Origin of the sequence: Pseudoxanthomonas gei, from assembly GCF_010119615.1 — a bacterium.
GTDB classification, from domain to species: domain Bacteria; phylum Pseudomonadota; class Gammaproteobacteria; order Xanthomonadales; family Xanthomonadaceae; genus Pseudoxanthomonas_A; species Pseudoxanthomonas_A gei.
The window spans coordinates 556,866-578,548 of record NZ_QOVG01000001.1 but is presented as its reverse complement, the minus strand read 5'-3'; the positions used below and the strand labels follow the sequence as shown (position 1 = coordinate 578,548).

Genomic DNA, 21,683 nt, shown 5'->3' with positions numbered 1-21,683 from the left:
TCACCTCCCCGGCCAACAGGGCGGGGCGACCGGAGAGGTGGCAGAGTGGTCGAATGTACCTGACTCGAAATCAGGCGTTGGTGTAAGCCAACCGTGGGTTCGAATCCCACCCTCTCCGCCAGACAAGTCAAAAGCCCCCGCATGGGGGCTTTTGCATTCTGGGGGCTGCTGGCCTGGATCCGGCGCAGGCGCCAGGCTCTTCATGGGGCAGCCTTCCGATCATGGGCAAGTCCGCCTCGCTGCGGCAAAAGGCGATTACGCGCATCGTCTTCCGGCATGGCCTGCCCGGTCTGCATCTCGCCGGTTAGGCCAGGTACCGGCCGACCCCTTAGAATCCGGCTTCCTGCAAAGAGTGGAAGCCCCATGTCCGAAATCCAGGCCCCCGTTTCATTCGGCGAATTGCTCGACAAGATCGCCATTTTGCAAATCAAGTCCGAGCGCATGAGCGACGAGACCAAGCTTGCCAACGTGCGCAACGAGCTGTCGGCGCTGGAGACGACCTGGATGGCGCATCCCGCCGCTGGCAACAACATCGTCGAACTGCGCGCCCGGCTCAAGGCGGTGAACGAGCGGCTGTGGGCCATCGAGGACGACATCCGCATCAAGGAAAAAGCCCAGGAATTCGATGCCGAGTTCATCCGTCTGGCACGTGCGGTCTACTTCCAGAACGACGAGCGCGCCCGGATCAAGAAGGACATCAACCTGGCGCTGGGGTCCAGCTACGTGGAAGAGAAGTCCTACCAGGACTACCGGCCCGATTCCGCAGCCTGAGGGGTGCAGCAGGTCCCGTCAGGCCTGGTCGGCGACACGGCGCTCGAACGCGTCGATGGCATCGGAAGTGCTGATCAGCTCCATGACGCCGTCGAATTCGATCTTGGTGCCCCATTTCAATGCCTGCGCGTCCTTGCCCAGGAACTTGCGCGCCGCCGCGTCGTACCTGTCCACGCAATAACGCACGTCCGAATAGGGGCCGCTTCGAAGCGGATTGCTGGCCGCATGCAGCCCCAACACCTTGGTGCCCATCGCATTGGCGATATGCATCGGTCCCGAATCCGGTGTCATCACCAGGTCGGCCCGTTCCAGCAGGGCCGGCAGCTGCTTGAGCGTGTCCTTGCCCACCAGGTCCAGCGCTGGCGCGTTCATCGCGGCAAGGATTGCATCGGTGGTGCTGCGCTCCAGTTCGCTGCGACCCCCGCACAGCACGATGCGCCAGCCCCTTGCGGCGGCGTGGTCGGCCACGGCCGCATAGCGGTCCGGATACCAGTTGCGGCGGACATGGCTGGAGCAGGGCGAGATCATCAGCACCGGAGCACCGTCATCCGCCCATTGCGCATGCGCCCAATCGCGCGCTGAGTCGGGTACGGGCAGGTTCCAGACGACTTCCTGCTGTTTCAGTCCCAGCGGCTCGCAGAAGCTGCCGATGGCATCGAGCACATGGATGCCCGGCCGGTCGGGGATGCGTTCGTTGACGAACAAGCCATGCAGGTCCTTGGCACGCGCGCGGTCATAGCCTATGCGACGCCTTGCGGGCACGAAGGCCGACAACACGTTGGCGCGGAAAGCGACCTGCATCTGCAGCAGCGCATCGAAACCTTCCTCGGGCAATTGGGCGCGCAGGGCGCGCATGCCCGCCAGCCCGCTACGCTTGTCGTAGGTGTGGAAGGTGACGCCCTGCAGCCCCTCGAGCAGTTTCTGTCCCCCCTTGTCGATGATCCAGTGCAGCTGCAGCCGCGGCCACGCGTGCTGCAGCGTGCGCACCAACGGCACCACGTGGGTCACATCACCCAGGGCCGACAGGCGCAGCAGGCAGAGCGATGAAGGATTACTCGATAAGGGATTGGTCGACAAGTGTTGTTAGACTCCGGGCATGGTCGATTTTGACGCCACGGAATCCATGACGCCCTTTCGCGAAGATAGCCGATGGGGCGCAATTCTGTTCGACTCCAAGCAGATGCGACAAGTCGATCCCGACTGGTTCGTGCCGTCCCGGTGGGGCGAGCTTGCGCGTCCGGTCGCCAGTGGTGGCCGCGGCGGAGCCTGGTTCGTGGATGCGCCATTCGGCGCCAGCCTGCTGCGGCAGTACCTGCGCGGCGGCTGGGCGGCGAGGCTCAGCCGTGACCAGTACCTGTGGCACGGTGCCAATCGGACCCGCAGCTTCGAGGAATTCCGCCTTACGCGCGCACTGCTGGCCAAGGGTTTGCCGGTGCCACGCCCCATTGCCGCCAGCTATGTACGCGACGGCATGAGCTATCGCGCCTCGATCCTGATCGAACGCATCCCCGATGTGCGATCACTGGCCGACCGCGCACAGGTCGCGGGCAGCGACGCCCCATGGGAAGAGACCGGGCGGCTGGTCGCACTGTTCCACCGCAAGGGCCTTGACCACGCCGACCTCAATGCGCACAACGTGTTGTTCAACCCGCAGGGCAAGGGCTGGTTGATCGATTTCGACCGCGGCGCCCTGCGCATTCCGGCTACGCGCTGGCGCGAAAACAATCTGGTTCGTCTGCAGCGCTCGCTGTTGAAGTTGCGCGGCAAGCGCAGCCGCGAGGAAGTGCTGCAGGACTTCGCGCGCCTGCGAGGTGCATATGACATCGCCTGGCAGCGGGGATTCTGATGGGCTGGGCACTGCGTTTCCTCGGCGTGGGCAATGCCTCGGCGGTGGAGCTGGGATCGGCCAACGCCACCATCGAGCGCGACGGCGCGCCCTGGCTGACCATCGATTGCGGCGCCGAGGGCCTGACGGCCTACCTGCAGCACTACGGCTCCATGCCGCAGGCCTTGTTCATTACCCACACCCACCTGGACCATGTCGCGGGCTTCGAGCGATTGTTCGTCGCCAGCTGGTTCGATCCGGCGCGGCGCGGCAAGGTCAGGCTGTATGTGCCCGCCACGGTCGTGCCGCTGTTGCACAAACGCGTGGGCGAATATCCGAACGCATTGGCCGAAGGCGGGGTGAATTTCTGGGATGCGTTCCACGTCATTCCGGTCGGAAGCTCCTTCTGGCATGACGGCGTGCGCCTCGAGGTATTCGCGGCCCGTCACCACTGGCCGGAAAGCGCCTATGGATTGCGACTGCCCGGCAGCCTGGTGTGGACCGGCGATACCCGGCCGATCCCCGAGGTGCTGGCCAGGTACGCCGATGCCGGCGAGCTGGTCGCACACGACTGCAGCCTGCACGGCAATCCTTCGCATAGCGGCATCGATGACCTGGAGCGTGAATACGACTCCGAGCTGCTGGCGCGCTGCCTGCTTTACCACTACGCCAGCCAAGCCGACGGCGAACTGCTGCGCGCGCGTGGTCATCGCGTGGCCAACAGGGGTGAAGTGGTAGCCTTGCGCGAGCCCCTGGCAAGCTCCATTCCCCTGAAATGAACGCCGTACTGCAAGCACCGACCTGGCCCGTGGATAGGCGCGGCCGGCCGCTCCGCGATCTGCGCCTGTCGGTGATCGAAGCCTGCAATTTCCGCTGCGGTTACTGCATGCCCGCAGAGCAGGTGCCTGATGACTACGGACTGGACTCGGCTGCGCGACTGTCCTTCGACGAGATTGAAACCCTGGTGCGCGGCTTTGCGCGTATCGGCGTCAACAAGCTGCGCCTGACCGGCGGTGAGCCGCTGCTGCGCAAGCGCCTGCCTGAGCTGGTTGCGCGGCTGGCGACGATCCCGGGCATCGACGACCTGGCGCTGACCACCAACGGGTCACTGCTCGCCATCCATGCCGCCGCCCTGCATGCCGCGGGATTGCGGCGTTTGACGATAAGCCTGGATGCGCTGGACACGGGATTGTTCCGCACCATGTCGGGCGGTCGCGGTGAAGTATCCGACGTGCTGCAGGGCATCGACGCCGCCGTGCGTGCAGGATTCCAGTCCCTGAAGATCAACTGCGTGGTCCAGCGCGGGATCAACGAGGACCAGGTACTGCCGCTGGTCGAACACTTCCGCGGCAGTGGCCATGTGCTGCGCTTCATCGAGTACATGGACGTGGGGACCTGCAACGGCTGGCAGCGCGGACAGGTGGTCACTTCGGCGGAACTGCGTGACCGCATCGCCCGGCACTGGGACATCCAGCCGGTGGGTGCGAACTATCGCGGCGAAGTCGCCAAGCGCTATTGCTTCACCGATGGCACGGGTGAGCTGGGCTTCGTCAGCTCGGTCAGCGAAAGCTTCTGCGGCGATTGCCATCGCGCCCGGGTGTCAGCTGATGGCAGGTTGTTCACCTGCCTGTTCGCCTCGGAGGGAACCCCACTGCGCGGCAAGCTTGCCTTGGGAGAAACCGGTTTTTCGGATCACCTCGGCGCACTCTGGTCGCGACGCGCCGACCGCTACAGCGAGCTGCGTGGTGAACGCGATGCGGTCAGCGGGCGGCACGTTGAAATGTTCCTCATCGGGGGTTGAATGCCGGCACGCAAGAAAACGCTGACCCATATCGACGCGGCTGGCTTACCGGCCATGGTGGATGTATCCGCCAAGGCAGTGACGGCGCGCGCGGCTACGGCCGAATGCCGCGTCCGTTTCCCCGCCGACGTGGCGGCCCAGCTACGCGCCAGCGGACTGCGCAGCGCCAAGGGCGGCATCGTGGAAACCGCGATCATTGCCGGCACGCTGGCGGTCAAGCGCACCCACGAACTCATCCCTTTCTGCCATCCGCTGCCGATCGACGGCTGCCGCATCCTCATCGACTGGAAGGGCGACAGCGTGCTCAACATCGAGTGCACGGTCCGGACCAGCCATCGCACCGGCGTGGAGATGGAAGCGCTGACCGGTGCAACGGTGGCCGCATTGACCGTATACGACATGTGCAAGGCGCTCTCGCACCGCATCGTGATCGGTCCGGCGAAATTGCGGGGCAAGCGAGGCGGCAAGCATGATTTCGGTGACACCTGATGGCCGTGGTGACCGTGCTCTATTTCGCCAGCCTGCGTGACACCCGCGGCCTGGCCTCTGAACAGGTGGAGTCGAGCGCGCCCGACCTGCAGGCCCTGTATGCCGAGCTGCAGTCGCGCCATGGCTTCAGCCTGCCAGTGAATCGCCTGCGGGTGGCGATGGACGGGGACTTCGCGGGGTGGGGCGATGGCGTACGCGATGGCAGCGAAATCGCCTTCATTCCGCCGGTATCGGGAGGCTAGGGCGATGTGCTGCTGCCTCGTTGTCGACGCGCGCGATGTGCCGGAAAATGCTCGAATGGCCAATTCAGTCTTGGCGCGAGCATGAATCTATTCGACCTTGCCGAGGCGCCCATCCTGATGGCACCGCTGCGCGCCGCGCTTGAGCATCCGATGGCCGGCGCTTTCGCCAGCTTCGAGGGCTGGGTGCGCGACAACAACGACGGGCGCGCCGTGGACGGGCTGCGTTACGAGGCTTACGCCGAGCTGGCCCGGAAGGAGGGCGAGCGGGTGCTACGGGAAGCTTTCGAGAAGTTCGCCATTGTCGATGCGCGTTGCGTGCATCGGATCGGGGAACTGGCCGTCGGCGAGCTTGCGGTGTGGGTGGGGGTCAGTGCCGCCCATCGCGGCGCCGCGTTCGATGCGTGCCGTTACATCATCGATGAAGTGAAGTCGCGCGTCCCGATCTGGAAACACGAGCGCTACCGGGAAGGCGATGCAGGCTGGCTGCATCCCACGCCTGCGCCACCGGAACACTGACTACGGCATTTGCCTGCGTGACGCGCCGTCCCCGACGGCTGGCCGGGTAAGCAGGATGCCGCCAGAAGGTGGCAGCCCTGCCGGCTGACCTCGGCACCCGCATCAGTCAATACCGTTGCTGCCTTCCGGCCCTGGCGGAGTTTTCAACCTAGCGTCGCGAGGGGCCGACAGGGCCACCATAGGACTGATGCGCGTTGCGCGACACCATGAAACTGGCGGAGAGAGGGGGATTCGAACCCCCGAAGCGCGGTTTAGACGCTTACACACTTTCCAGGCGTGCTCCTTCAACCGCTCGGACACCTCTCCGGGACCTGAAGGCGCACAAAGCCGCTTTCAGGGCCGCGAATTCTAGCTGGCGCGGCGACTTAATGCGAGTCCCGCGTTCCGGGTGGAGCGCGGTTCACCTGGCCGTTCATTATCCGGGCCCGTGGCGGCGGGTCGGGAAATTCTTTCCTTGGACAGATCCACTCGGCGCGGCACAATGGCCTTTCAGATGAAATCGGTTGCCTGATGTCCTACCTCGTCCTCGCCCGCAAGTGGCGCCCCAAGCGTTTTTCCGAGCTGGTCGGACAGGAGCACGTGGTACGTGCGCTGACCAACGCCCTGGAGAGCGGGCGCGTGCACCATGCGTTCCTGTTCACGGGTACGCGGGGGGTTGGCAAGACCACCATCGCGCGGATATTCGCCAAGTCGCTGAACTGCGAGGAAGGCACCAGCGCCGAGCCCTGCGGCGAGTGTTCGACCTGCCTGGACATCGATTCTGGCCGCTACCTGGACCTGCTGGAGATCGATGCGGCCTCCAACACCGGCGTCGACGACGTACGCGAGATGATCGAGAACGCGCAATACATGCCGTCGCGGGGCAAGTACAAGGTCTATCTGATCGACGAAGTGCACATGCTGTCGAAGCAGGCGTTCAACGCGCTGCTGAAGACGTTGGAAGAGCCGCCGGAGCACGTGAAGTTCCTGCTGGCCACCACCGATCCGCAGAAGCTGCTGGTCACGGTGCTGTCGCGCTGCCTGCAATTCAACCTGAAGCGCCTGGATGAAGACCAGATATCGGGCCAGATCGCCAGGATCCTGCTGGCCGAAGGTATCGAGGCCGATGACAGCGCGGTTCGCCAGATTGCCAAGGCGGCCGACGGCAGCCTGCGCGATGGACTGTCGCTGCTGGACCAGGCCATCGCCTACACCGGCAGCGGCAACGGTGGCGCGCTGCGTGAAGAGGGCGTGCGCACCATGCTGGGCACGGTGGACCGCACCCAGGTCGGCGCCATGCTCGAGGCACTGGTCGCAGGCGATGGAGCAAGCCTGTTGCAGATCGTTGCCGCGTTGGCCGAGTTTTCCCCGGACTGGAATGGCGTGCTCGACGCAATGGCGGAAGCCTTGCACCGCATCCAGGTGTGCCAGCTCGTGCCCGGTGCCAGCATCGAGGCCGATGGCGTCGATGCGGGGGACTTTGCCCAGCGACTGCGACCGGAAGTGGTGCAGCTCTGGTACCAGATGGCCGTCAATGGACGTCGCGACCTGCATCTGGCGCCCAGTACCCGGGCCGGCTTCGAGATGAGCGTGTTGCGGATGCTTGCATTCCGGCCTGCCGGTGCGGGACAGGTATCGGCCGGGCCCACCATGGCAGGGGAAGCCCCCAAGCCGGTGACCGGAATATCAACTGCAGCCCCGGTCGCAGCCGCGCCGGTCGTGTCCGCCGGGGTCGCTCCTGCTGCGGCCACGAAGCCCACGGTGCCCGAGCCGGCACCCGTGCAGCCGCCTGCAGCCAGGTCGGTGACGAGGCCGACAGCTGACGAGGCGCCCGTGCGCGAGCCTGTCACCGGGTCAGCCATTGCCAGCGCAGAGGAATGGCTGCAGTTCGCCAGCAGCAGCGGCATGCGCGGCGCGGCGCGCCAGCTTGCTGAAAATGCAGGCTTCGTCGCTGCCAGCGAGGGCGTGCTGAGTCTTTCCCTCGATGCCGGTTTTGACTACCTGCGTTCCGAGAAGTCGCTTGCAGAGCTGGAGAAGACCCTTGCCGGCAGGTTCGGCAGTGCGCCGCGCATCGTGTTCGACCATGCGCTGGCCGAGTCGGAGACCCTGCAACAGCGCAGCCATCGCGAGCGCAATATCCGCCAGAGCGCGGATGAGGAAAATTTCATGAGCAACCCGGAAGTCCAGCGCCTTATCCAGCAGCACGGGGCCAAGCTGGTGCCGGATTCCATCCGCCCCTTCGACGAATGACAGGTAGAGAAAGATGCGTGGAAATATCGCCCAACTGATGCAGCAAGCGCAGAAGATGCAGGAAAACATGCAGCGCGCGCAGGATGAACTGGCCAGCCTGGAAGTGACGGGCAGCGCGGGCGGCGGCATGGTCAGCGTGACCCTGACCGGCACCAAGGAATGCCGCAAGGTGCGCATCGACCCCAGCGTGCTGGCTGACCCGGAGATGGCCGAAGACCTGATCGCCGCGGCCTTCAACGATGCGTCCAACAAGATCGATGTCGAGTCCAAGAGCAGGATGGGCGCGGCGACCGCGGGCATGCAACTGCCGCCCGGCATGAAGATGCCGTTCTGATTTCCCTGTTCTTCGTGCCCGGGAACATGTCGCCGTGAGTGCGCCCCTTCTGGAACAGTTGATAGAGGCCTTGCGCGTGCTTCCCGGCGTTGGCCAGAAGACGGCCCAGCGCATGGCCTACCAGCTGCTGGAACGCGAACGCCAAGGCGGCAAGCACCTGGCCGAAGTGCTGGCGGTGGCCCTGGACAGCATCGGCCACTGCAGGCATTGCAGGGACTTCACCGAGACCGAGGTGTGCGCCATCTGCGCCAGCGCGAGTCGCGACCAGCACCTGCTGTGCGCGGTCGAATCGCCGGTTGACCGCCTGGCCATCGAACAGGCCACCGGCTATCGCGGCCTGTATTTCATCCTGCAGGGACGCCTGTCCCCGCTGGATGGCATAGGCCCGCGCGAGCTTGGCCTGGATGCGCTGTCCGAGCGCCTTGCACAAGGCGAGATCACCGAGCTGATCATCGCCACCAATCCCACGGTGGAAGGCGAAGCCACCGCGCATTACCTGGCGCAGTTGGCCAGGCAGCAGAGCGTCCATCCCAGCCGCCTGGCCCACGGCGTGCCATTGGGTGGCGAACTGGAATACGTGGACCGGGGCACGCTGTCGCATGCCTTCGGTACGCGCAGCGAAATGCCGAAGTAACCAAAGAGGAAGCCCCATGGCTGGCAACGACACCATATTCGGCAAGATCATCCGCCGCGAAATCCCCGCCGACATCGTGTACGAAAACGACGAGGTGCTTGCGTTCCGGGACATAGCCCCGCAAGCGCCGGTGCACGTGCTGTTCATTCCCAAGCACGACCCCATTGCCACGCTTGATGACCTGCAGCCAGGCGACGCCGCGCTGGTCGGCAAGCTGGTGCTGGCCGCCGCCGACTACGCGCGGCGCGAGGGATTCGCTGAAAACGGCTACCGCGTGGTGATGAACTGCCGGGACGATGCAGGTCAGACCGTGTTCCATATCCACCTGCACCTGCTGGCCGGCGCGCCGCTGGGTCATTTCGGCGCCCTGGGAAGGTAATCCGATCGGTGGCACGCAAAAAAAAAGCCGCTCGATGAGCGGCTTTTTTATCGTGCCCGGCTTACCACCAGCCCCAGCGTCCCCAGCGCGGACCCCAGAACGGGTCATAGAACGGAGACGGACGGATCTCGACTTCGCGTACTTCCGGCCACAGATAGACCACGTCGGCGGTCATGCGTGGCAGGCGGTAGTCGTAATCACCGATGCGTGTGGATTCCACGCCGTCGACCCGCCCGATGAAGGTGACTTCGCGTCCCTCGGTGAACACCGCCGGATCATAGAACCCGGCCCTGCAGGCGATGAAGCGGCCGTCGGTCGCGTCCGGCGCGCTGCTCAGCGGGCGGCCACTGCCACCCAGCGGGCGCGAGATGAGCTGGAAGCAGGTGTTGTCCTGGCCCGGCCTGGTCTCGACGATGCGGCCACCCCAACGTACCGACGTTCCGGTCTGGCTTCCGGCAACGGCATCGCGCGGGGATACCGGGTTGAAGGTGCCCTGCAGCGGCTTGGGTGCGGTAGCGCAGGCACCGAGCAGCAGGGTGCTGGCGGCCAGGGCGATCATGCGGGTCTTGGTGTTCATGGCGAATCTCCGGGAATTCAGGGACGGTGCCGACGCAGGTCGTTGAGTAGTGCAGCGTCCCCAACGCCGCGAGCGTAGCGCGCTGCAGCGAAACGGCGGCTGAGCGAAACCAGCGTACCGGCCGCTTCCGGCCGTTCGCGGGCAACGCGTTCGGCCCAGCGCAGTGCGGGTTCATCCGGCTGCCGTTGCAAGCCAAGACGCGCATAGCGGCGGTCCAGCCGATGCCAGGCGCGCAACAATGGGTCGCGCTGACGTTCGCCGCGGGCAAGCAGCCAGCCCATCCAGGCCAGGGCCAGCATGGCGAACACGCCCAGCAGCATGCCAAGGCGGCTGCCACCCAGGTGTTCGATACCGAAGGATTGCAGCAGCCGTTGCTGGCGGTCGGCATTGAAGCCAAGGACAAGGTCATTCCAGCCCCGTCGCATCCAGTCGCTGAAATCACCAAGCCGGTCAAGTTGGCCCAACGCGCCAGAGCCAGCAGTAAGGCGGTCCTCCAGCGTGTCGTAAATCCGTTCGGGCGCCACCGCGGCAGTGGGGTCCACGCGCACCCATCCGCGCTCCGGCAACCACACTTCCGCCCACGCGTGGGCATCCATGTTGCGCACCACCCAGTAACCACCGATCGAATTGCGCACGCCGCCGGCAAAACCGGTGACCACCCGGGACGGAATGCCAGCCGCGCGCATCAGCACCACGAAGGAAGAACTGAAGTGTTGGCAATAACCCTGTTTCTGGTCGAACAGGAATTCATCCACGCCGTCGCGGCCAGGCAGTGGCGTGTCCAGCGTGTAAGCAAAGTCGCTCGTCACCCAGGCCAGCGCTCGTCTGACCAGGGCTGCGTCGTCATCACCGGTTTCGCTCCGCCATTGGCGTGCCAGCGCCAGGGTGCGCGGGTTGTAGCCGGCCGGAAGCGCCAGCGCGTGCTGGCGCAGCGTGGCCTCAAGCTGCGGCTGGAAGCGGGTCGGCGGCGAGGATTGCAGGCGCCAGCGGGTGAGTGCGCTGAGCGGGCTGGCCGCATACAGGCCGTAATCGGAGGACAGGAAACTGCCGGCCGGGGCCGACATCGGCAGGTCCAGCGCCACCAGCTGCCTGCGATCGGTCGGCTCGAATTCGATCTGGTAGTCCCAGCGCGTGTTGCCGGTGTCGATGGGCTTCGCCGGCAGGCCGCGTATCCAGCGTGGCTGGGTCCAGCTGCGTCCGTCGAAATCCCAGAGCACCGGTCCCCGCCAGTACATCTGTTGCTGCGAGGGCGCGGGACCGAAGAACTCCACCCGCATCGCCGGCCTGTCGTCGGCCATCATGTCCAGCCAGCCGCCGGGGGTCATCTGGTCGGACAGGCCCGGGCGGCCCAGCGCCCGCCCGGGAATACCCCATAGCGGCGAGCCCAGGCGCGGAAACAGCCAGAAGACAGTCAATACCAGGGGCAATCCGATGCCGACCAGCTTGCCTACCGCCAGTAGCTGTTGCGCCGCTGAGGGGCTGCCAGCCAGGGAGCTTGATTCCACTGCGGCCAGCCGCTGCAGCGCCACCAGCGCGCACAGTACCGCCAGCAGGCCCAGCAGCATCGTCATCGGCCCCTGGTCCAGCAGGAACGCCGAGAACGGCGCGAACAAGGCGAATCCGACCATGCTGCGTGCGTCGCGCAAGGTGCTGGTTTCAGAGGGTTTGATGGCGATCATGGCCGCCAGCAAGGCGCAGCCGGTATCACGTCCCAGCCGGAATTCCATTTTCCACAGCACCGCAGCCACCACCACCAGCGCAAGCAACAGTCGCAACCCGGCGGGCATGGGCTTGCGCCAGGCCACCGCGGTGGCCAGCAGTGCAGCGGTGACGATCGCCAACGCCAGCCCGCCCGGCAATTGCAACAGCAGCGGCATCAGCGACAGGCCCGCGGTAGCCAGCGTCCAGAGCCGGCTGGCTTTGTCGATCCGATCGCGAGCCACGTCAGTGACCATGGTCGCGCGGCAGAAGAGCCAGCGCCCGCAGGCACAGGTGACGATGGGCAGCGCCGTGGTCCGGACCCAGCACGGGCTGGCCCGGCAGTTGCAACCGATAGCGTCGACCTTCGCGTTCGGCCAGGTCCACCCAACGCGCCAGGCGGCTGATGCGCTGTTCGTTCCCAAGTGGAGCAAGCGCGCGCCAATCAAGGCTGATCTCGACCGCAAGCGGTTGTTCGAACTCACGCACCATCAGCGTGTCGCGACGCGCGGACGGCTTCCAGGCGATTGCGCGCCGGGCGTCTCCGGGCCGGTAGCCACGCAGGTGGTGAAGTTCGTCACCGGCCGGATGCAGGCGTGCCAGCCCGGCATTGCCTTCGCCCGGCGGCAGTGGCGGCCCCTGTGATTCCATGGCCGGGTAAACCAACAGGGAGGTGTCCGGCCAGACCCACGCCCAGGCCAGGGCCAGTCCCATCGGTTGGGTGGTTGAGATGCGGATGCGGCCGGGGTCCAGCCAACCGCGCTGAGACGTCGGCAATTCCAGGACGGTGCTGGCTGGGCCGTTTCCCAAAAGCGATGCAACGGCAGTGGCGTCCAGGCAACGCAGTTGCAGCCCCCGGCGCGCCCGCGCGTCGTTTGCCGAGAGCGCCAGGTGCATTGACAGCCGATCACCGGCGGTGACCGGCTCGGCTGAAACCGCGTCGATACCCAGCCCTGACAGCTGCAGGTGCGCGGCGATCAGGCTGGACAGGCCGGTGGCGGCCAGCAGCAGGGCCAGCAGCAAGGCCGGGTTGTTGTTGTAGTTCAGCGCTCCCAGCAACATCGCGCAGACCAGCACTGCAAAGAACAGGCCGAAGCGCGTCGGCAGCACGTAGACGCGGCGCCGGTCCAGGCGCACCGGAAGGGATTCGGGCAAGCGCGGGCGCGCCAGCAGCGCGACCCGGGAAGCAAGGCGTTCGCGCAGGTTCGCCACCGCTTTCAGTCCACGGCGACCGCATGCAATATCGATTTGGCCAGCGCTTGCGCCGTGGAGGCTTCTGCTTCCGGCACCAGGCGATGACTGGCCACCGCGGCGAACAGCGCCTGCACGTCTTCGGGCAGCACGTGCGTGCGTCCCAGCAGCAATGCGTACGCGCGCGATGCACGCAGCAGGGCGATGCCTGCACGTGGGGACAGGCCCACGCGCACGCCGGGCTGCTGGCGGCTGCGCGTCACCAGCGCATGCACGTAATCCAGCAGTGCGTCGCTGGCGTGCACTTCGTTGACCGCATTGCGCAACGCCAGCACGTCGGCGCTGGAAAGCAGCGGCTGGGCCTGCGCGATCAGTTCGCGACGGTCGGTGCCGGCCAGCAATGCGCGCTCGGCTTGCTGGCTGGGGTAACCCAGCGTGAGCCGCAGCAGGAAGCGGTCCAGTTGCGAATCAGGCAATGGATAAGTGCCCGACAGGTCGACCGGATTCTGCGTGGCAATGACGAAGAACGGATCGGGCAGGGGCCGGGTCATGCCATCCAGGGTGACCTGCTGCTCGGCCATCGCCTCCAGCAATGCGCTCTGGGTGCGTGGCGGGGCGCGGTTGATCTCGTCTGCCAGCAGCACGTGGGTGAACACAGGGCCCGGATGGAACTGGAACTGCCGCGATTGCGCGTCATATACCGACACGCCCAGGACATCGCCGGGCAACAGGTCGGAGGTGAATTGCACGCGCTGGAAACCAAGACCCAGCGTCGCCGCCAGCGCATGGGCCAGCGTGGTCTTGCCCAGGCCCGGCAAGTCCTCGATCAGCAGGTGGCCGCCAGAGAGCAATGCCACGAAGGCCAGCCTCACCTCCTGGGACTTGCCCAGCACCAGCGAATTGACCTGCTGTTGCGCGGCCTTCATGGCCTGCAACAACGCATCGGGTAGCATTCCGCGTGCAGAAGCGTCGGCGAGCATTGTGTTCCCTGGTCTGTTTGAAGGAAGTCTAACGGCATATGCGGGACGAAAGAATGCAGGACGCCACCCGCGCGCAACTTACCTTCCTGATCCTCTGGACAGTGGTGACCGCGATCAAGATCCTGATCGCCGCACGCCTCCCGCTCTTCGTTGACGAAGCGTTCTACTGGCAGGAAGGGCGCCACCTGGCTGCAGCCTACTCGGACCTGCCGGGATTGACCGCATGGATGACCCGTCTGGGCACCGAACTGGGCGGCCAGCACGTACTGGCCCTGCGCGGGCCTTTCCTGTTGCTGGCCGCCTTGTTGCCATGGCTGATTGCGCATATCGGCAGCCGCTGGTTCGGTGAAGCCGCCGGGTGGCGGGCCGGCAGCCTGGCGCTGCTGATGCCACTGGCCGGCAGCCTGGGGGTACTGGCGTTGCCGGACGTGCCCATGGCCTTCGCCACGGTGCTGTGCCTGGATGCAGGCGCGCGATTGTTGCGCGAGATCGATGCCGCTTCGGCGGCGGAGTTGGCGCTGGGATTGACCATAGGCGCGCTCAGCCATTACCGGTTCATTGGCGTGATCGGGGTCGGCGTGGTGGCCTTGCTGCTGTTGCCGCAGGGACGCAAGGTCCTGCGTGACCCCCGCATCTGGGTGGCGCTGGCAGTGGGCATAGCGGCCTGGGCGCCGCTGATCGCCTGGAACCTGGAAAACTCCGATGCAGGCCTGCGATTCCAGCTGGTGGACCGCCATCCGTGGTCGTTCCAGGCCGCGGGACTCTGGTTCCTGGTGGTACAGGCTGCGCTGGTGACTCCGTTGTTGTTCTTCGCGTTGATGCAGGTGTTCGTGCGCTCGTTCCGGAACGACCAGGGCATGCCGGCCCAGTGGCGGTATTTCGGGTTGCTGGGTGGCGTCTCAACCGTCGGCTTCTTCGCGCTTGGATTTTTCGCCGACGTCGAGCGGGTGAGTTTCCACTGGCCATTGCCGGGCTACCTGCCGCTGTTGATCGCGGTACCCGCGTTGATGCGTGAATGGCCGCGCGGCTGGCGCATCGCCACCTGGCTGTCCAGCGGGGCAGGCCTGCTGATCGTGCTGGCGTATTACCTGGTGCTGTCGACGCCGCAATGGCGCGAGCGTTTCGCCGCGGAAAAATATTATCCGGCCAACTTCGCCGGATGGGATGCACTTGCCGCCGCCGTACGCCAGGAGCAGGCCCGTCTGCCTGCCGGCACCCGCCTGCTTGCGAACAGTTTCAAGTCGGGAGCGGAACTCGGTTTCGCGCTGGGCGATCCGCGCATCCCGGTGCTTGACCATCCGCTCAACCACAAGCACGGCAGGGCGCCGCAGCTCGCTTTGTGGGGTCTCACAAGCGATGGCAGCCGTGACACGCCCGTCCTGCTGGTGGTGGGCTCGGGCGACGTGCAATTCAAGTCGCTGCTGGAGTACTACCAGCTGCTTTGCAAACAGGTCGGTCCGCTGCCGGCACCGCGCGTGGTCAACGTGGACCATGGCCACCAGCGTTTCCTGCTGTTCGCCCTGCCGGCCGAAAGGCCCGCGGGCGCCTGCACCTTGCCTGCGTTCGCCTGGATCGATACCCCTGAAAGCGAAGCCGGCGCATCGGGCCGGTTCCAGATCTCGGGCTGGGCATTCAAGGACGGCGCCGGCCTGGAAGGCGTCGACATCCTGCTGGATGGGGCCCCGGTGGCCCGCGCGCACTACGGGACACCCAGCCCAGGCACGGCGGCCTACTGGAAGGTTTCGACCGATCCCAACCACCCCAACGTGGGTTTCCGCGCAGAGGTCGACGTGACCTCAGTAGCAGCGGGGCGCCACTGGCTGGGCCTGCGCCTGCATGGCAGTGATGGCAGCGTGGAGGACTGGGCGGAACAGCCGATCGAGGTCCGTTGAACCTCGGGCCGCATCAGGGCAGCGCAAAGCCCACCTGTCGCAGCATGCCGGACAGCGCTATCAGCGGCAGTCCGACCAGCGCGGTGGGGTCGCGCGACTCAATCGCCTCGAACAGGCAGATCCCCAAGCCTTCGCACTTGAAGCTGCCGGCGCAATCGAACGGCTGCTCTGAGTCCACATAGCGATGTATTTCATCGTCCTGCAGGATGCGGAAGGTCACCAGGGTCATATCTATGGCCTCGAGACAGGTGTCCCCGCGCATCACGCAGACAGCGGTATGGAATTCGACTTTCCGGCCCGACATGGCCCGAAGCTGGGCGATCGCCCGTTCCCGAGTACCCGGCTTACCCAGTGCCAGGCCGGCCAGGGTGGCGACCTGATCTGAGCCAATGGTCCAGGCCTCCGGATGCTGGGCGGCGATCACCCGCGCCTTGGCCCGGGCCAGGCGCTGTGCCAGCATGTCCGCGCATTCATCGGCGAGGGCAGACTCATCCACGTCTGGTCGGGCGACATGGAAGGGCAGTCCAAGCCGCTCCAACAGTTCGCGACGGTAGCGGGAGGTGGAGGCCAGAATCAGTGGCATGGGATGCTCCTTGGGCCGGACCGGATTCTGCATAAGCACCGCCCATCCGGCAAATCACGTCCTGATGGGCTGCCCGGGTTTGACAGCACCTGTCGGCATCCTTAAAATTCAGCGGCTTATGCCTGTGAACGTGCCCGAGATGTTGGATGTTTGGCGCATGGTCGCGGCCAGGCGCGGTTTCGAGGGCACCTTTCCGCTATCCGCCCTGGAGCGCGTAAGGGACCTGCTGATCGACACTCAAGGCGAAGTTTCCTTCTCGCTGCAGTTCGACAGCGATCCGTTGCTCAAATTGGCTTACGTGGAATTGCGGATCGATGCGGAGTTGCCGCTGGAATGCCAGCGCAGCCTGCAGAGGTTCCTGTTCCCGGTGCATATCGTGCAGCGGCTCGGCCTGATCCGTGATGAAGCGGACGAAGCCGCGCTGCCTGCTGAATACGAAGCCCTGCTGGTGCCCGAAGACGGCATGTTGCGGGCGCTGGACCTGGTGGAGGATGAGTTGGTGCTGGCGGTTCCCGCCATCCCGACGGATCCCCGGTCGGACGCGGTGGATCGCGACTGGCCCATTCCGGAAGAGGAATTGGCGAAGGCCAGCCCGTTCGCAGGGTTGGGGTCGCTGAAGAAGAACTGATCAGTAGCATCTTGTACAAGCACACCGGTCGTCGTACTGGCCGGCACACCAACACAACGCAACACCAGCGAAATAGTTCGGAGCAATACCATGGCAGTGCAGAAATCCCGCGTCACCCCGTCCCGTCGTGGCCAGCGTCGTTCGCACGACAGCCTGACCGCCAAGCAGTTGGCTACCGATCCCACCAGCGGCGAGATCCACCTGCGCCACCACGTGACCGCCGACGGCTACTACCGCGGCAAGAAGGTCATCGCGACCAAGGCCGACTCGGTTTCCGACGAGGATTGATCCCGTTGCGCGCCCGTCGGCGCGCGGTGGTTTGACTTGATGCGGTGGGTTTCCCGGCCCTGCAGGGGCCAGCAGCAGGAGCGGGCATGAGCGAGCGTGTTTCGAACGGGCCGTCGCCTGTTGGGCGTATCTATGCGCGCATCGCCGGCACGGGCAGCTACCTGCCCGACAAACTGCTGACCAACGACGACCTGGCCAAGCAGGTCGATACCAGCGACGAATGGATCCGCAGTCGCACCGGTATCCGTGAACGCCACATAGCCGCCGAAGGCCAGACTACCGGCGACCTCGGTTACCACGCCGCGGTTCGCGCGATGGAAGCGGCAGGCGTTGTTGCTTCCGAGATCGACATGATCATCGTGGGCACGACCACCCCCGACCTCATATTTCCGTCCACCGCCTGCCTGATCCAGGCACGGATCGGCGCCAATGGCTGTGCGGCGCTTGACGTAAACGCGGCATGTTCGGGGTTCGTATACGCACTCAGCGTGGCCGACAAGTTCATCCGCTGCGGCGATGCCAGGACCGTGCTGGTCATCGGCGCGGAAACGCTCAGCCGCATCGTCGACTGGACCGAGCGCACCACTTGCGTGCTGTTCGGCGACGGCGCCGGTGCCGTCGTGCTCAAGGCCGACAGCGAAACCGGCATCCTCAGCACGCACCTGCATGCGGATGGCGCGAAAAAAGAGTTGTTGTGGAACCCGGTGGGTGTTTCGTCGGGCTTCAAGCATGACCAGCCCAATGGCGGTTCGCGCATCCACATGAAGGGCAACGACGTATTCAAGTACGCGGTCAAGGCACTCGATGGCGTGGTCGACGAGACCCTCGAAGCCAATGGCCTGTCCAAGCACGACCTGGACTGGCTGATTCCCCACCAGGCTAACCTGCGCATCATCGAAGCCACGGCCAAACGCCTGGACATGTCGATGGACCGCGTTGTGGTCACCGTGGACAAACACGGCAATACTTCCTCGGGCTCGGTGCCGCTGGCGCTGGATGAGGCAGTGCGTTCCGGGCGCGTGCAACGTGGCCAGCTGCTGTTGCTGGAAGCGTTCGGTGGCGGCTTTACCTGGGGTTCGGCGCTGCTGCGCTACTGATTCACATACGCAGTCGTACAGACGCTGGCGCCGATTGGCCCTTATCATCGCCGCTTGTTTTCGAAAGGCGGACTCCGCGTGACCCAGGCGTCAGACATCTCGTCGCAACTCGCTTTCGTGTTTCCCGGCCAGGGTTCGCAATCGGTCGGCATGCTGGCCGAACTCTCCGAATTCCATCCCGTCATCCGCGAGACCTTCGTCGAGGCCTCCGAGGGCGCCGGTGTCGACCTGTGGGCGCTGTCGCAGGGCGGCCCGGAAGAAATGCTCAATCGCACCGAATACACGCAGCCGGCCTTGCTGGCAGCAGGAATCGCGGTGTGGCGTGCGTGGCAGGCACAAGGTGGAGCCATGCCGTCCCTGCTGGCCGGACACAGCCTGGGTGAGTACACCGCGCTGGTAGCCGCAGGCGCGCTGTCGTTGGTGGACGGCGCGCATCTGGTCCGCCTGCGCGGACAGCTGATGCAGGACGCCGCGCCGGCTGGCGTCGGCGCCATGGCCGCCGTGATCGGCGCCGACAATGAGCTGGTCGAGGAAGTCTGCGTGCAGGCGTCCGGCAGCCAGGTCGTGGTGCCGGCCAATTTCAATTCGCCCGGCCAGGTCGTGATTGGTGGCGACGCGGAGGCGGTGGATCGTGCCATCGCGCTGTTCAACGAACGTGGTGTGCGCAAGGTCGTCAAACTGGCGGTGAGCGTGCCCTCGCATACGCCGTTGATGCGCGAAGCCGCCAACAGGTTGGCAGAGGCCATGCGCGGCATGCACTGGAACACGCCCTCGTTGCCTGTGGTGCAGAATGTGGACGCGCAGGTGCAGGCAGGGCTGGACGCGATCCGCGATGCGCTGGTGCGGCAGTTGTACCTGCCGGTGCGCTGGTCCGGTTGCACGCTGGCGCTTGCCGCACAGGGCATCACGCGCGTGGCCGAATGTGGGCCGGGCAAGGTGCTCACAGGCCTGGCCAAGCGCATAGACAAATCCCTTGAAGCACGATCACTGGCCACGGCCGGCGATTTCCAGTCCGCATTGGAAGAATGGAAGCAGGCATGAGCGATATCCGGATCCTCGAAGGGGAAGTGGCTCTGGTCACCGGCGCCAGTCGCGGCATCGGCGCCGCCATCGCCGACGAACTGGCTGCGCAGGGCGCAATCGTCATCGGCACGGCGACATCGGCGTCCGGCGCTGCCGCGATCGGCGAGCGACTTGCCGCTCAGCAGGGGCACGGGCGTGAGTTGAACGTCACCGATGCGGCCGCGGTGGAGGCATTGATCGATTCCATCGGCAAGGAATTCGGCGGCGTCAGCATTCTCGTCAACAATGCCGGCATCACCCGCGACAACCTGCTTATGCGTATGAAGGAAGATGACTGGCAGGCCATCCTCGACACCAACCTGACCAGCGTCTACCGCACATCCAAGGCGGTCATGCGCGGCATGATGAAAGCGCGCAAGGGTCGGATCATCAACATCGCCTCGGTCATTGGCGTGACCGGCAACGCGGGGCAATCCAACTATGCCGCCGCCAAGGCGGGCATCATCGCCTTCTCGAAATCACTGGCGAAGGAAATCGGAAGCCGCGGCGTCACCGTGAACGTGGTGGCGCCGGGTTTCATCGATACCGACATGACCCGTGCCATGCCTGAAGACGCCAAGCAGGCGCTGATCGGCCAGATCGCACTCGGCAGACTTGGGGAGGCTACTGACATCGCGCGCGCGGTCGCGTTCCTGGCGGGCCCTTCGGCCACCTACATCACTGGCGAAACCCTGCACGTGAATGGCGGCATGTACATGCCGTAACATAATTGGTAGTACCTTTGCCATGTAAGTGATTGATTGCAGGGCGGTTGCCAAGGCCTGCACCGAATCGACGGTTTACACTAAACTACTCCCCGTTCACTCAACTCCGTCTGGAGCCAAAACCAATGAGCAGCATCGAAGAACGCGTCAAGAAGATCGTCATAGAACAACTTGGCGTCAAAGAAGAAGAAGTCACCACCAGCGCATCGTTCGTCGATGACCTCGGCGCCGATTCGCTCGACACCGTGGAACTGGTAATGGCGCTGGAAGAAGAGTTCGAGTGCGAAATCCCGGACGAAGACGCCGAGAAGATCACCTCGGTGCAGCAGGCCATCGACTACGTCAAGGCGCACGTCAAGGCCTGAGCAGTACGTTTAGATGAGTCGTGCCGGGGCCGCGCTTGCGGCCCCGTGCATTTGCAGGGTGTCAGTGCGCCGGCGTAGGGTCGGCGCGCACCCACAACAGGATGAGGAATCGCAATGAACCAGCGTCGCGTCGTAGTCACCGGCATGGGCATGATCTCGCCCCTGGGCAATGACCTTGCCAGCAGCTGGGATGGCATCATCAATGGCCGCTCAGGGCTGGGCCCGATTACCTCGTTCGATGCCTCGCTGTTCACCACCCGCATCGCCGGCGAGATCCGCGGCTTCGATCCCACCCTGTACATGTCCCCCAAGGACGTGAAGAAGATGGATGCCTTCATCCATTACGGTGTCGCCGCCTCGCTGATGGCGATGGAGGATTCGGGACTGGAAGTCACCGAGCAGAACGCAGAGCGGATCGGCGCGATCATCGGCGCCGGCATTGGCGGCATCCTCGGCATCGAGGAACAGACCGCTAAATACATCGAGGGTGGGCCGCGCAAGATTTCGCCGTTCTATATCCCCAGCACCATCATCAACATGCTGCCCGGCCAGTTGAGCATCATGAAGGGCATCAAGGGGCCGAGCTTCTCCGCGGTTTCGGCCTGCGCCACTTCCAACCATTCCATCGGCATGGCCATGCGCATGATCCAGTACGGCGATGCCGACGTGATGATTGCCGGCGGTGCCGAGCGTGGCTCTTCGCCGACTTCGGTGGGCGGCTTCTGCTCGATGAAGGCGATGTCCACGCGCAACGACGATCCGACGGCGGCTTCACGTCCCTGGGACCAGGACCGCGACGGTTTCGTGCTGGGTGACGGCGCCGGCATCCTGGTGATCGAGGAGTACGAACACGCCAAGGCTCGTGGGGCGCGCATCTATTGCGAGCTGGCGGGTTTCGGCGCCAGCTCCGATGCGTTCCACATGACCGCACCCAGCGAGAACGGCGAGGGTCCGGCGCGCTGCATGGCAATGGCCATGAAGGACGCCGGGATCAACGCCGACCAGGTCGGGTACCTCAATGCCCATGGCACCTCCACGCCGCTCGGCGACCTGGCCGAAACCCTGGCCATGAAGCGCGCGCTGGGCGACCACGCCTACAAGACCATGGTCAGCTCCACCAAGTCGATGACCGGCCACCTGCTGGGCGCCGCCGGTGGCGTGGAAGCGATCTTCTCGGTGCTGGCCATAGACAAGGGCATCATTCCGCCGACCATAAACCTGGAAAATCCGGGCGAAGGCTGCGACCTGGACTACGTGCCCAACGTCGCGCGTGAAAAGAAGATCAACGTGGCCATGTCGAACGGCTTTGGCTTCGGCGGCACCAACGGCACGCTGGTGTTCAAGCGCATCTGAGTAGTGCTCGGCCGCTGAAGGCCA

The 21,683-nt window shown here is 65.1% G+C and carries 25 protein-coding genes, 2 tRNA genes and 1 other RNA gene; 20 read left to right on the top strand and 8 right to left on the bottom strand.

The genetic code is table 11. The annotated features are described in order from the left end of the window. The first annotated feature begins 31 nt into the window (after window positions 1-31). A tRNA-Ser gene (locus DT603_RS02615) sits at window positions 32-121 on the top strand. 242 nt (window positions 122-363) lie between these two features. Then, complete coding sequence (locus DT603_RS02610; RefSeq protein ID WP_162348267.1) at window positions 364-771, top strand: DUF6165 family protein; 408 nt, start codon at window positions 364-366, stop codon at window positions 769-771. Between the two features lie 18 nt (window positions 772-789). Here DT603_RS02610 and DT603_RS02605 read toward each other — a convergent pair whose 3' ends face one another. After that, window positions 790-1,848 carry a glycosyltransferase family 9 protein gene (locus DT603_RS02605; protein WP_162348266.1) on the bottom strand — a complete coding sequence of 353 codons (1,059 nt, stop codon included), beginning with the start codon at window positions 1,846-1,848 and terminating at the stop codon, window positions 790-792. Between the two features lie 19 nt (window positions 1,849-1,867). Between DT603_RS02605 and DT603_RS02600 the strand changes: the two genes are divergently transcribed. The 6 genes from DT603_RS02600 to DT603_RS02575 all read left to right on the top strand — a co-directional run bounded on the left by DT603_RS02600 (window position 1,868) and on the right by DT603_RS02575 (window position 5,644). Continuing rightward, window positions 1,868-2,617, top strand: coding sequence for a 3-deoxy-D-manno-octulosonic acid kinase (locus DT603_RS02600; protein ID WP_162348265.1), 750 nt, complete (start codon window positions 1,868-1,870; stop codon window positions 2,615-2,617). After that, window positions 2,617-3,375, top strand: a complete 759-nt coding sequence (locus DT603_RS02595; RefSeq protein WP_162348264.1) for an MBL fold metallo-hydrolase — start codon at window positions 2,617-2,619, stop codon at window positions 3,373-3,375. The genes DT603_RS02600 and DT603_RS02595 overlap by 1 nt, the downstream gene beginning before the upstream one ends. Next, a complete protein-coding gene (moaA, locus tag DT603_RS02590; protein WP_162348263.1) occupies window positions 3,372-4,397 on the top strand; it encodes a GTP 3',8-cyclase MoaA in 1,026 nt (341 codons plus the stop codon). Before DT603_RS02595 ends, moaA begins: the two co-directional genes overlap by 4 nt. After that, entirely contained in the window at window positions 4,398-4,886 is a 489-nt protein-coding gene (gene moaC, locus DT603_RS02585; RefSeq protein ID WP_162348262.1) for a cyclic pyranopterin monophosphate synthase MoaC, read from the top strand. It abuts the gene before it with no gap. After that, window positions 4,883-5,128, top strand: a complete 246-nt coding sequence (locus DT603_RS02580) for a MoaD/ThiS family protein (protein ID WP_211368265.1) — start codon at window positions 4,883-4,885, stop codon at window positions 5,126-5,128. The genes moaC and DT603_RS02580 overlap by 4 nt, the downstream gene beginning before the upstream one ends. Before the next feature lie 81 nt (window positions 5,129-5,209). After that, window positions 5,210-5,644 carry a molybdenum cofactor biosynthesis protein MoaE gene (locus DT603_RS02575; protein WP_162348260.1) on the top strand — a complete coding sequence of 145 codons (435 nt, stop codon included), beginning with the start codon at window positions 5,210-5,212 and terminating at the stop codon, window positions 5,642-5,644. 74 nt (window positions 5,645-5,718) lie between these two features. On the opposite strand, the gene ffs is transcribed toward DT603_RS02575, so the two are convergent. Together ffs and DT603_RS02565 are read right to left on the bottom strand one after the other, a co-directional pair. Beyond that, an RNA gene (gene ffs / locus DT603_RS02570) (signal recognition particle sRNA small type) lies at window positions 5,719-5,815 on the bottom strand. A gap of 42 nt (window positions 5,816-5,857) precedes the next feature. Further along, window positions 5,858-5,950 (bottom strand) — tRNA-Ser (locus DT603_RS02565). Window positions 5,951-6,154: 204 nt separating this feature from the next. On the opposite strand from DT603_RS02565, the gene dnaX reads away from it, so the two are divergent. From dnaX to DT603_RS02545, 4 genes are read left to right on the top strand one after another with little or no spacing between them, the layout of a single operon-like run. Further along, on the top strand, window positions 6,155-7,873 hold the full coding sequence (dnaX, locus tag DT603_RS02560) for a DNA polymerase III subunit gamma/tau (protein WP_162348259.1): 1,719 nt from the start codon (window positions 6,155-6,157) through the stop codon (window positions 7,871-7,873). 13 nt (window positions 7,874-7,886) lie between these two features. After that, entirely contained in the window at window positions 7,887-8,207 is a 321-nt protein-coding gene (locus DT603_RS02555) for a YbaB/EbfC family nucleoid-associated protein (protein ID WP_162348258.1), read from the top strand. Window positions 8,208-8,241: 34 nt separating this feature from the next. Then, window positions 8,242-8,841, top strand: a complete 600-nt coding sequence (recR, locus tag DT603_RS02550) for a recombination mediator RecR (RefSeq protein WP_162348257.1) — start codon at window positions 8,242-8,244, stop codon at window positions 8,839-8,841. Window positions 8,842-8,857: 16 nt separating this feature from the next. Then, window positions 8,858-9,220 carry a histidine triad nucleotide-binding protein gene (locus DT603_RS02545; RefSeq protein ID WP_162348256.1) on the top strand — a complete coding sequence of 121 codons (363 nt, stop codon included), beginning with the start codon at window positions 8,858-8,860 and terminating at the stop codon, window positions 9,218-9,220. Between the two features lie 61 nt (window positions 9,221-9,281). Here DT603_RS02545 and DT603_RS02540 read toward each other — a convergent pair whose 3' ends face one another. The 4 genes from DT603_RS02540 to DT603_RS02525 are packed head-to-tail and all read right to left on the bottom strand — an operon-like array spanning window position 9,282 to window position 13,666. Further along, complete coding sequence (locus tag DT603_RS02540; protein WP_162348255.1) at window positions 9,282-9,797, bottom strand: Slp family lipoprotein; 516 nt, start codon at window positions 9,795-9,797, stop codon at window positions 9,282-9,284. A gap of 17 nt (window positions 9,798-9,814) precedes the next feature. Beyond that, window positions 9,815-11,752 carry a transglutaminase TgpA family protein gene (locus tag DT603_RS02535; RefSeq protein WP_162348254.1) on the bottom strand — a complete coding sequence of 646 codons (1,938 nt, stop codon included), beginning with the start codon at window positions 11,750-11,752 and terminating at the stop codon, window positions 9,815-9,817. Then, window positions 11,742-12,698, bottom strand: a complete 957-nt coding sequence (locus DT603_RS02530) for a DUF58 domain-containing protein (RefSeq protein ID WP_162348366.1) — start codon at window positions 12,696-12,698, stop codon at window positions 11,742-11,744. The genes DT603_RS02535 and DT603_RS02530 overlap by 11 nt, the downstream gene beginning before the upstream one ends. 14 nt (window positions 12,699-12,712) lie before the next feature. Further along, window positions 12,713-13,666 (bottom strand): AAA family ATPase, encoded by a 954-nt coding sequence (locus tag DT603_RS02525; protein WP_246191522.1) that lies wholly within the window; start codon window positions 13,664-13,666, stop codon window positions 12,713-12,715. Window positions 13,667-13,719: 53 nt separating this feature from the next. Here DT603_RS02525 and DT603_RS02520 point away from each other — a divergent pair, with 53 nt between their 5' ends. Beyond that, complete coding sequence (locus DT603_RS02520) at window positions 13,720-15,558, top strand: ArnT family glycosyltransferase (RefSeq protein WP_162348364.1); 1,839 nt, start codon at window positions 13,720-13,722, stop codon at window positions 15,556-15,558. A gap of 13 nt (window positions 15,559-15,571) precedes the next feature. Here DT603_RS02520 and DT603_RS02515 read toward each other — a convergent pair whose 3' ends face one another. Then, window positions 15,572-16,141, bottom strand: a complete 570-nt coding sequence (locus DT603_RS02515) for a Maf family protein (RefSeq protein ID WP_162348253.1) — start codon at window positions 16,139-16,141, stop codon at window positions 15,572-15,574. A gap of 118 nt (window positions 16,142-16,259) precedes the next feature. Here DT603_RS02515 and DT603_RS02510 point away from each other — a divergent pair, with 118 nt between their 5' ends. The 7 genes from DT603_RS02510 (at window position 16,260) to fabF (ending at window position 21,659) form a co-directional block, all read left to right on the top strand. Beyond that, window positions 16,260-16,769 carry a DUF177 domain-containing protein gene (locus DT603_RS02510; RefSeq protein WP_162348363.1) on the top strand — a complete coding sequence of 170 codons (510 nt, stop codon included), beginning with the start codon at window positions 16,260-16,262 and terminating at the stop codon, window positions 16,767-16,769. A 90-nt stretch (window positions 16,770-16,859) separates the two neighbouring features. Then, complete coding sequence (rpmF, locus tag DT603_RS02505; protein ID WP_162348252.1) at window positions 16,860-17,057, top strand: 50S ribosomal protein L32; 198 nt, start codon at window positions 16,860-16,862, stop codon at window positions 17,055-17,057. 86 nt (window positions 17,058-17,143) lie between these two features. Then, a complete protein-coding gene (locus DT603_RS02500; RefSeq protein ID WP_162348251.1) occupies window positions 17,144-18,154 on the top strand; it encodes a beta-ketoacyl-ACP synthase III in 1,011 nt (336 codons plus the stop codon). Window positions 18,155-18,250: 96 nt separating this feature from the next. Continuing rightward, a complete protein-coding gene (fabD, locus tag DT603_RS02495) occupies window positions 18,251-19,195 on the top strand; it encodes an ACP S-malonyltransferase (RefSeq protein ID WP_343037709.1) in 945 nt (314 codons plus the stop codon). After that, window positions 19,192-19,941, top strand: a complete 750-nt coding sequence (gene fabG, locus DT603_RS02490) for a 3-oxoacyl-ACP reductase FabG (protein WP_162348250.1) — start codon at window positions 19,192-19,194, stop codon at window positions 19,939-19,941. Before fabD ends, fabG begins: the two co-directional genes overlap by 4 nt. 125 nt (window positions 19,942-20,066) lie before the next feature. Then, window positions 20,067-20,306, top strand: coding sequence for an acyl carrier protein (gene acpP, locus DT603_RS02485; RefSeq protein WP_162348249.1), 240 nt, complete (start codon window positions 20,067-20,069; stop codon window positions 20,304-20,306). Window positions 20,307-20,420: 114 nt separating this feature from the next. Next, window positions 20,421-21,659: a beta-ketoacyl-ACP synthase II gene (gene fabF / locus DT603_RS02480; protein WP_162348248.1), complete on the top strand. Its 1,239-nt coding sequence runs from the start codon at window positions 20,421-20,423 to the stop codon at window positions 21,657-21,659. Window positions 21,660-21,683 lie beyond the last annotated feature (24 nt).

Excerpts from the sequence above, each read along its gene's own strand:
- DT603_RS02610 (WP_162348267.1), top strand. The coding sequence starts at position 364 with ATGTCCGAAATCCAGGCCCCCGTTTCATTCGGCGAATTGCTCGACAAG.
- DT603_RS02600 (WP_162348265.1), top strand. The coding sequence starts at position 1,868 with ATGGTCGATTTTGACGCCACGGAATCCATGACGCCCTTTCGCGAAGAT.
- DT603_RS02595 (WP_162348264.1), top strand. The coding sequence starts at position 2,617 with ATGGGCTGGGCACTGCGTTTCCTCGGCGTGGGCAATGCCTCGGCGGTG.
- moaA (WP_162348263.1), top strand. The coding sequence starts at position 3,372 with ATGAACGCCGTACTGCAAGCACCGACCTGGCCCGTGGATAGGCGCGGC.
- moaC (WP_162348262.1), top strand. The coding sequence starts at position 4,398 with ATGCCGGCACGCAAGAAAACGCTGACCCATATCGACGCGGCTGGCTTA.
- DT603_RS02575 (WP_162348260.1), top strand. The coding sequence starts at position 5,210 with ATGAATCTATTCGACCTTGCCGAGGCGCCCATCCTGATGGCACCGCTG.
- dnaX (WP_162348259.1), top strand. The coding sequence starts at position 6,155 with ATGTCCTACCTCGTCCTCGCCCGCAAGTGGCGCCCCAAGCGTTTTTCC.
- DT603_RS02555 (WP_162348258.1), top strand. The coding sequence starts at position 7,887 with ATGCGTGGAAATATCGCCCAACTGATGCAGCAAGCGCAGAAGATGCAG.
- DT603_RS02545 (WP_162348256.1), top strand. The coding sequence starts at position 8,858 with ATGGCTGGCAACGACACCATATTCGGCAAGATCATCCGCCGCGAAATC.
- DT603_RS02540 (WP_162348255.1), bottom strand. The coding sequence starts at position 9,797 with ATGAACACCAAGACCCGCATGATCGCCCTGGCCGCCAGCACCCTGCTG.
- DT603_RS02535 (WP_162348254.1), bottom strand. The coding sequence starts at position 11,752 with ATGGTCACTGACGTGGCTCGCGATCGGATCGACAAAGCCAGCCGGCTC.
- DT603_RS02525 (WP_246191522.1), bottom strand. The coding sequence starts at position 13,666 with ATGCTCGCCGACGCTTCTGCACGCGGAATGCTACCCGATGCGTTGTTG.
- DT603_RS02520 (WP_162348364.1), top strand. The coding sequence starts at position 13,720 with ATGCAGGACGCCACCCGCGCGCAACTTACCTTCCTGATCCTCTGGACA.
- DT603_RS02515 (WP_162348253.1), bottom strand. The coding sequence starts at position 16,141 with ATGCCACTGATTCTGGCCTCCACCTCCCGCTACCGTCGCGAACTGTTG.
- DT603_RS02510 (WP_162348363.1), top strand. The coding sequence starts at position 16,260 with ATGCCTGTGAACGTGCCCGAGATGTTGGATGTTTGGCGCATGGTCGCG.
- rpmF (WP_162348252.1), top strand. The coding sequence starts at position 16,860 with ATGGCAGTGCAGAAATCCCGCGTCACCCCGTCCCGTCGTGGCCAGCGT.
- DT603_RS02500 (WP_162348251.1), top strand. The coding sequence starts at position 17,144 with ATGAGCGAGCGTGTTTCGAACGGGCCGTCGCCTGTTGGGCGTATCTAT.
- fabG (WP_162348250.1), top strand. The coding sequence starts at position 19,192 with ATGAGCGATATCCGGATCCTCGAAGGGGAAGTGGCTCTGGTCACCGGC.
- acpP (WP_162348249.1), top strand. The coding sequence starts at position 20,067 with ATGAGCAGCATCGAAGAACGCGTCAAGAAGATCGTCATAGAACAACTT.
- fabF (WP_162348248.1), top strand. The coding sequence starts at position 20,421 with ATGAACCAGCGTCGCGTCGTAGTCACCGGCATGGGCATGATCTCGCCC.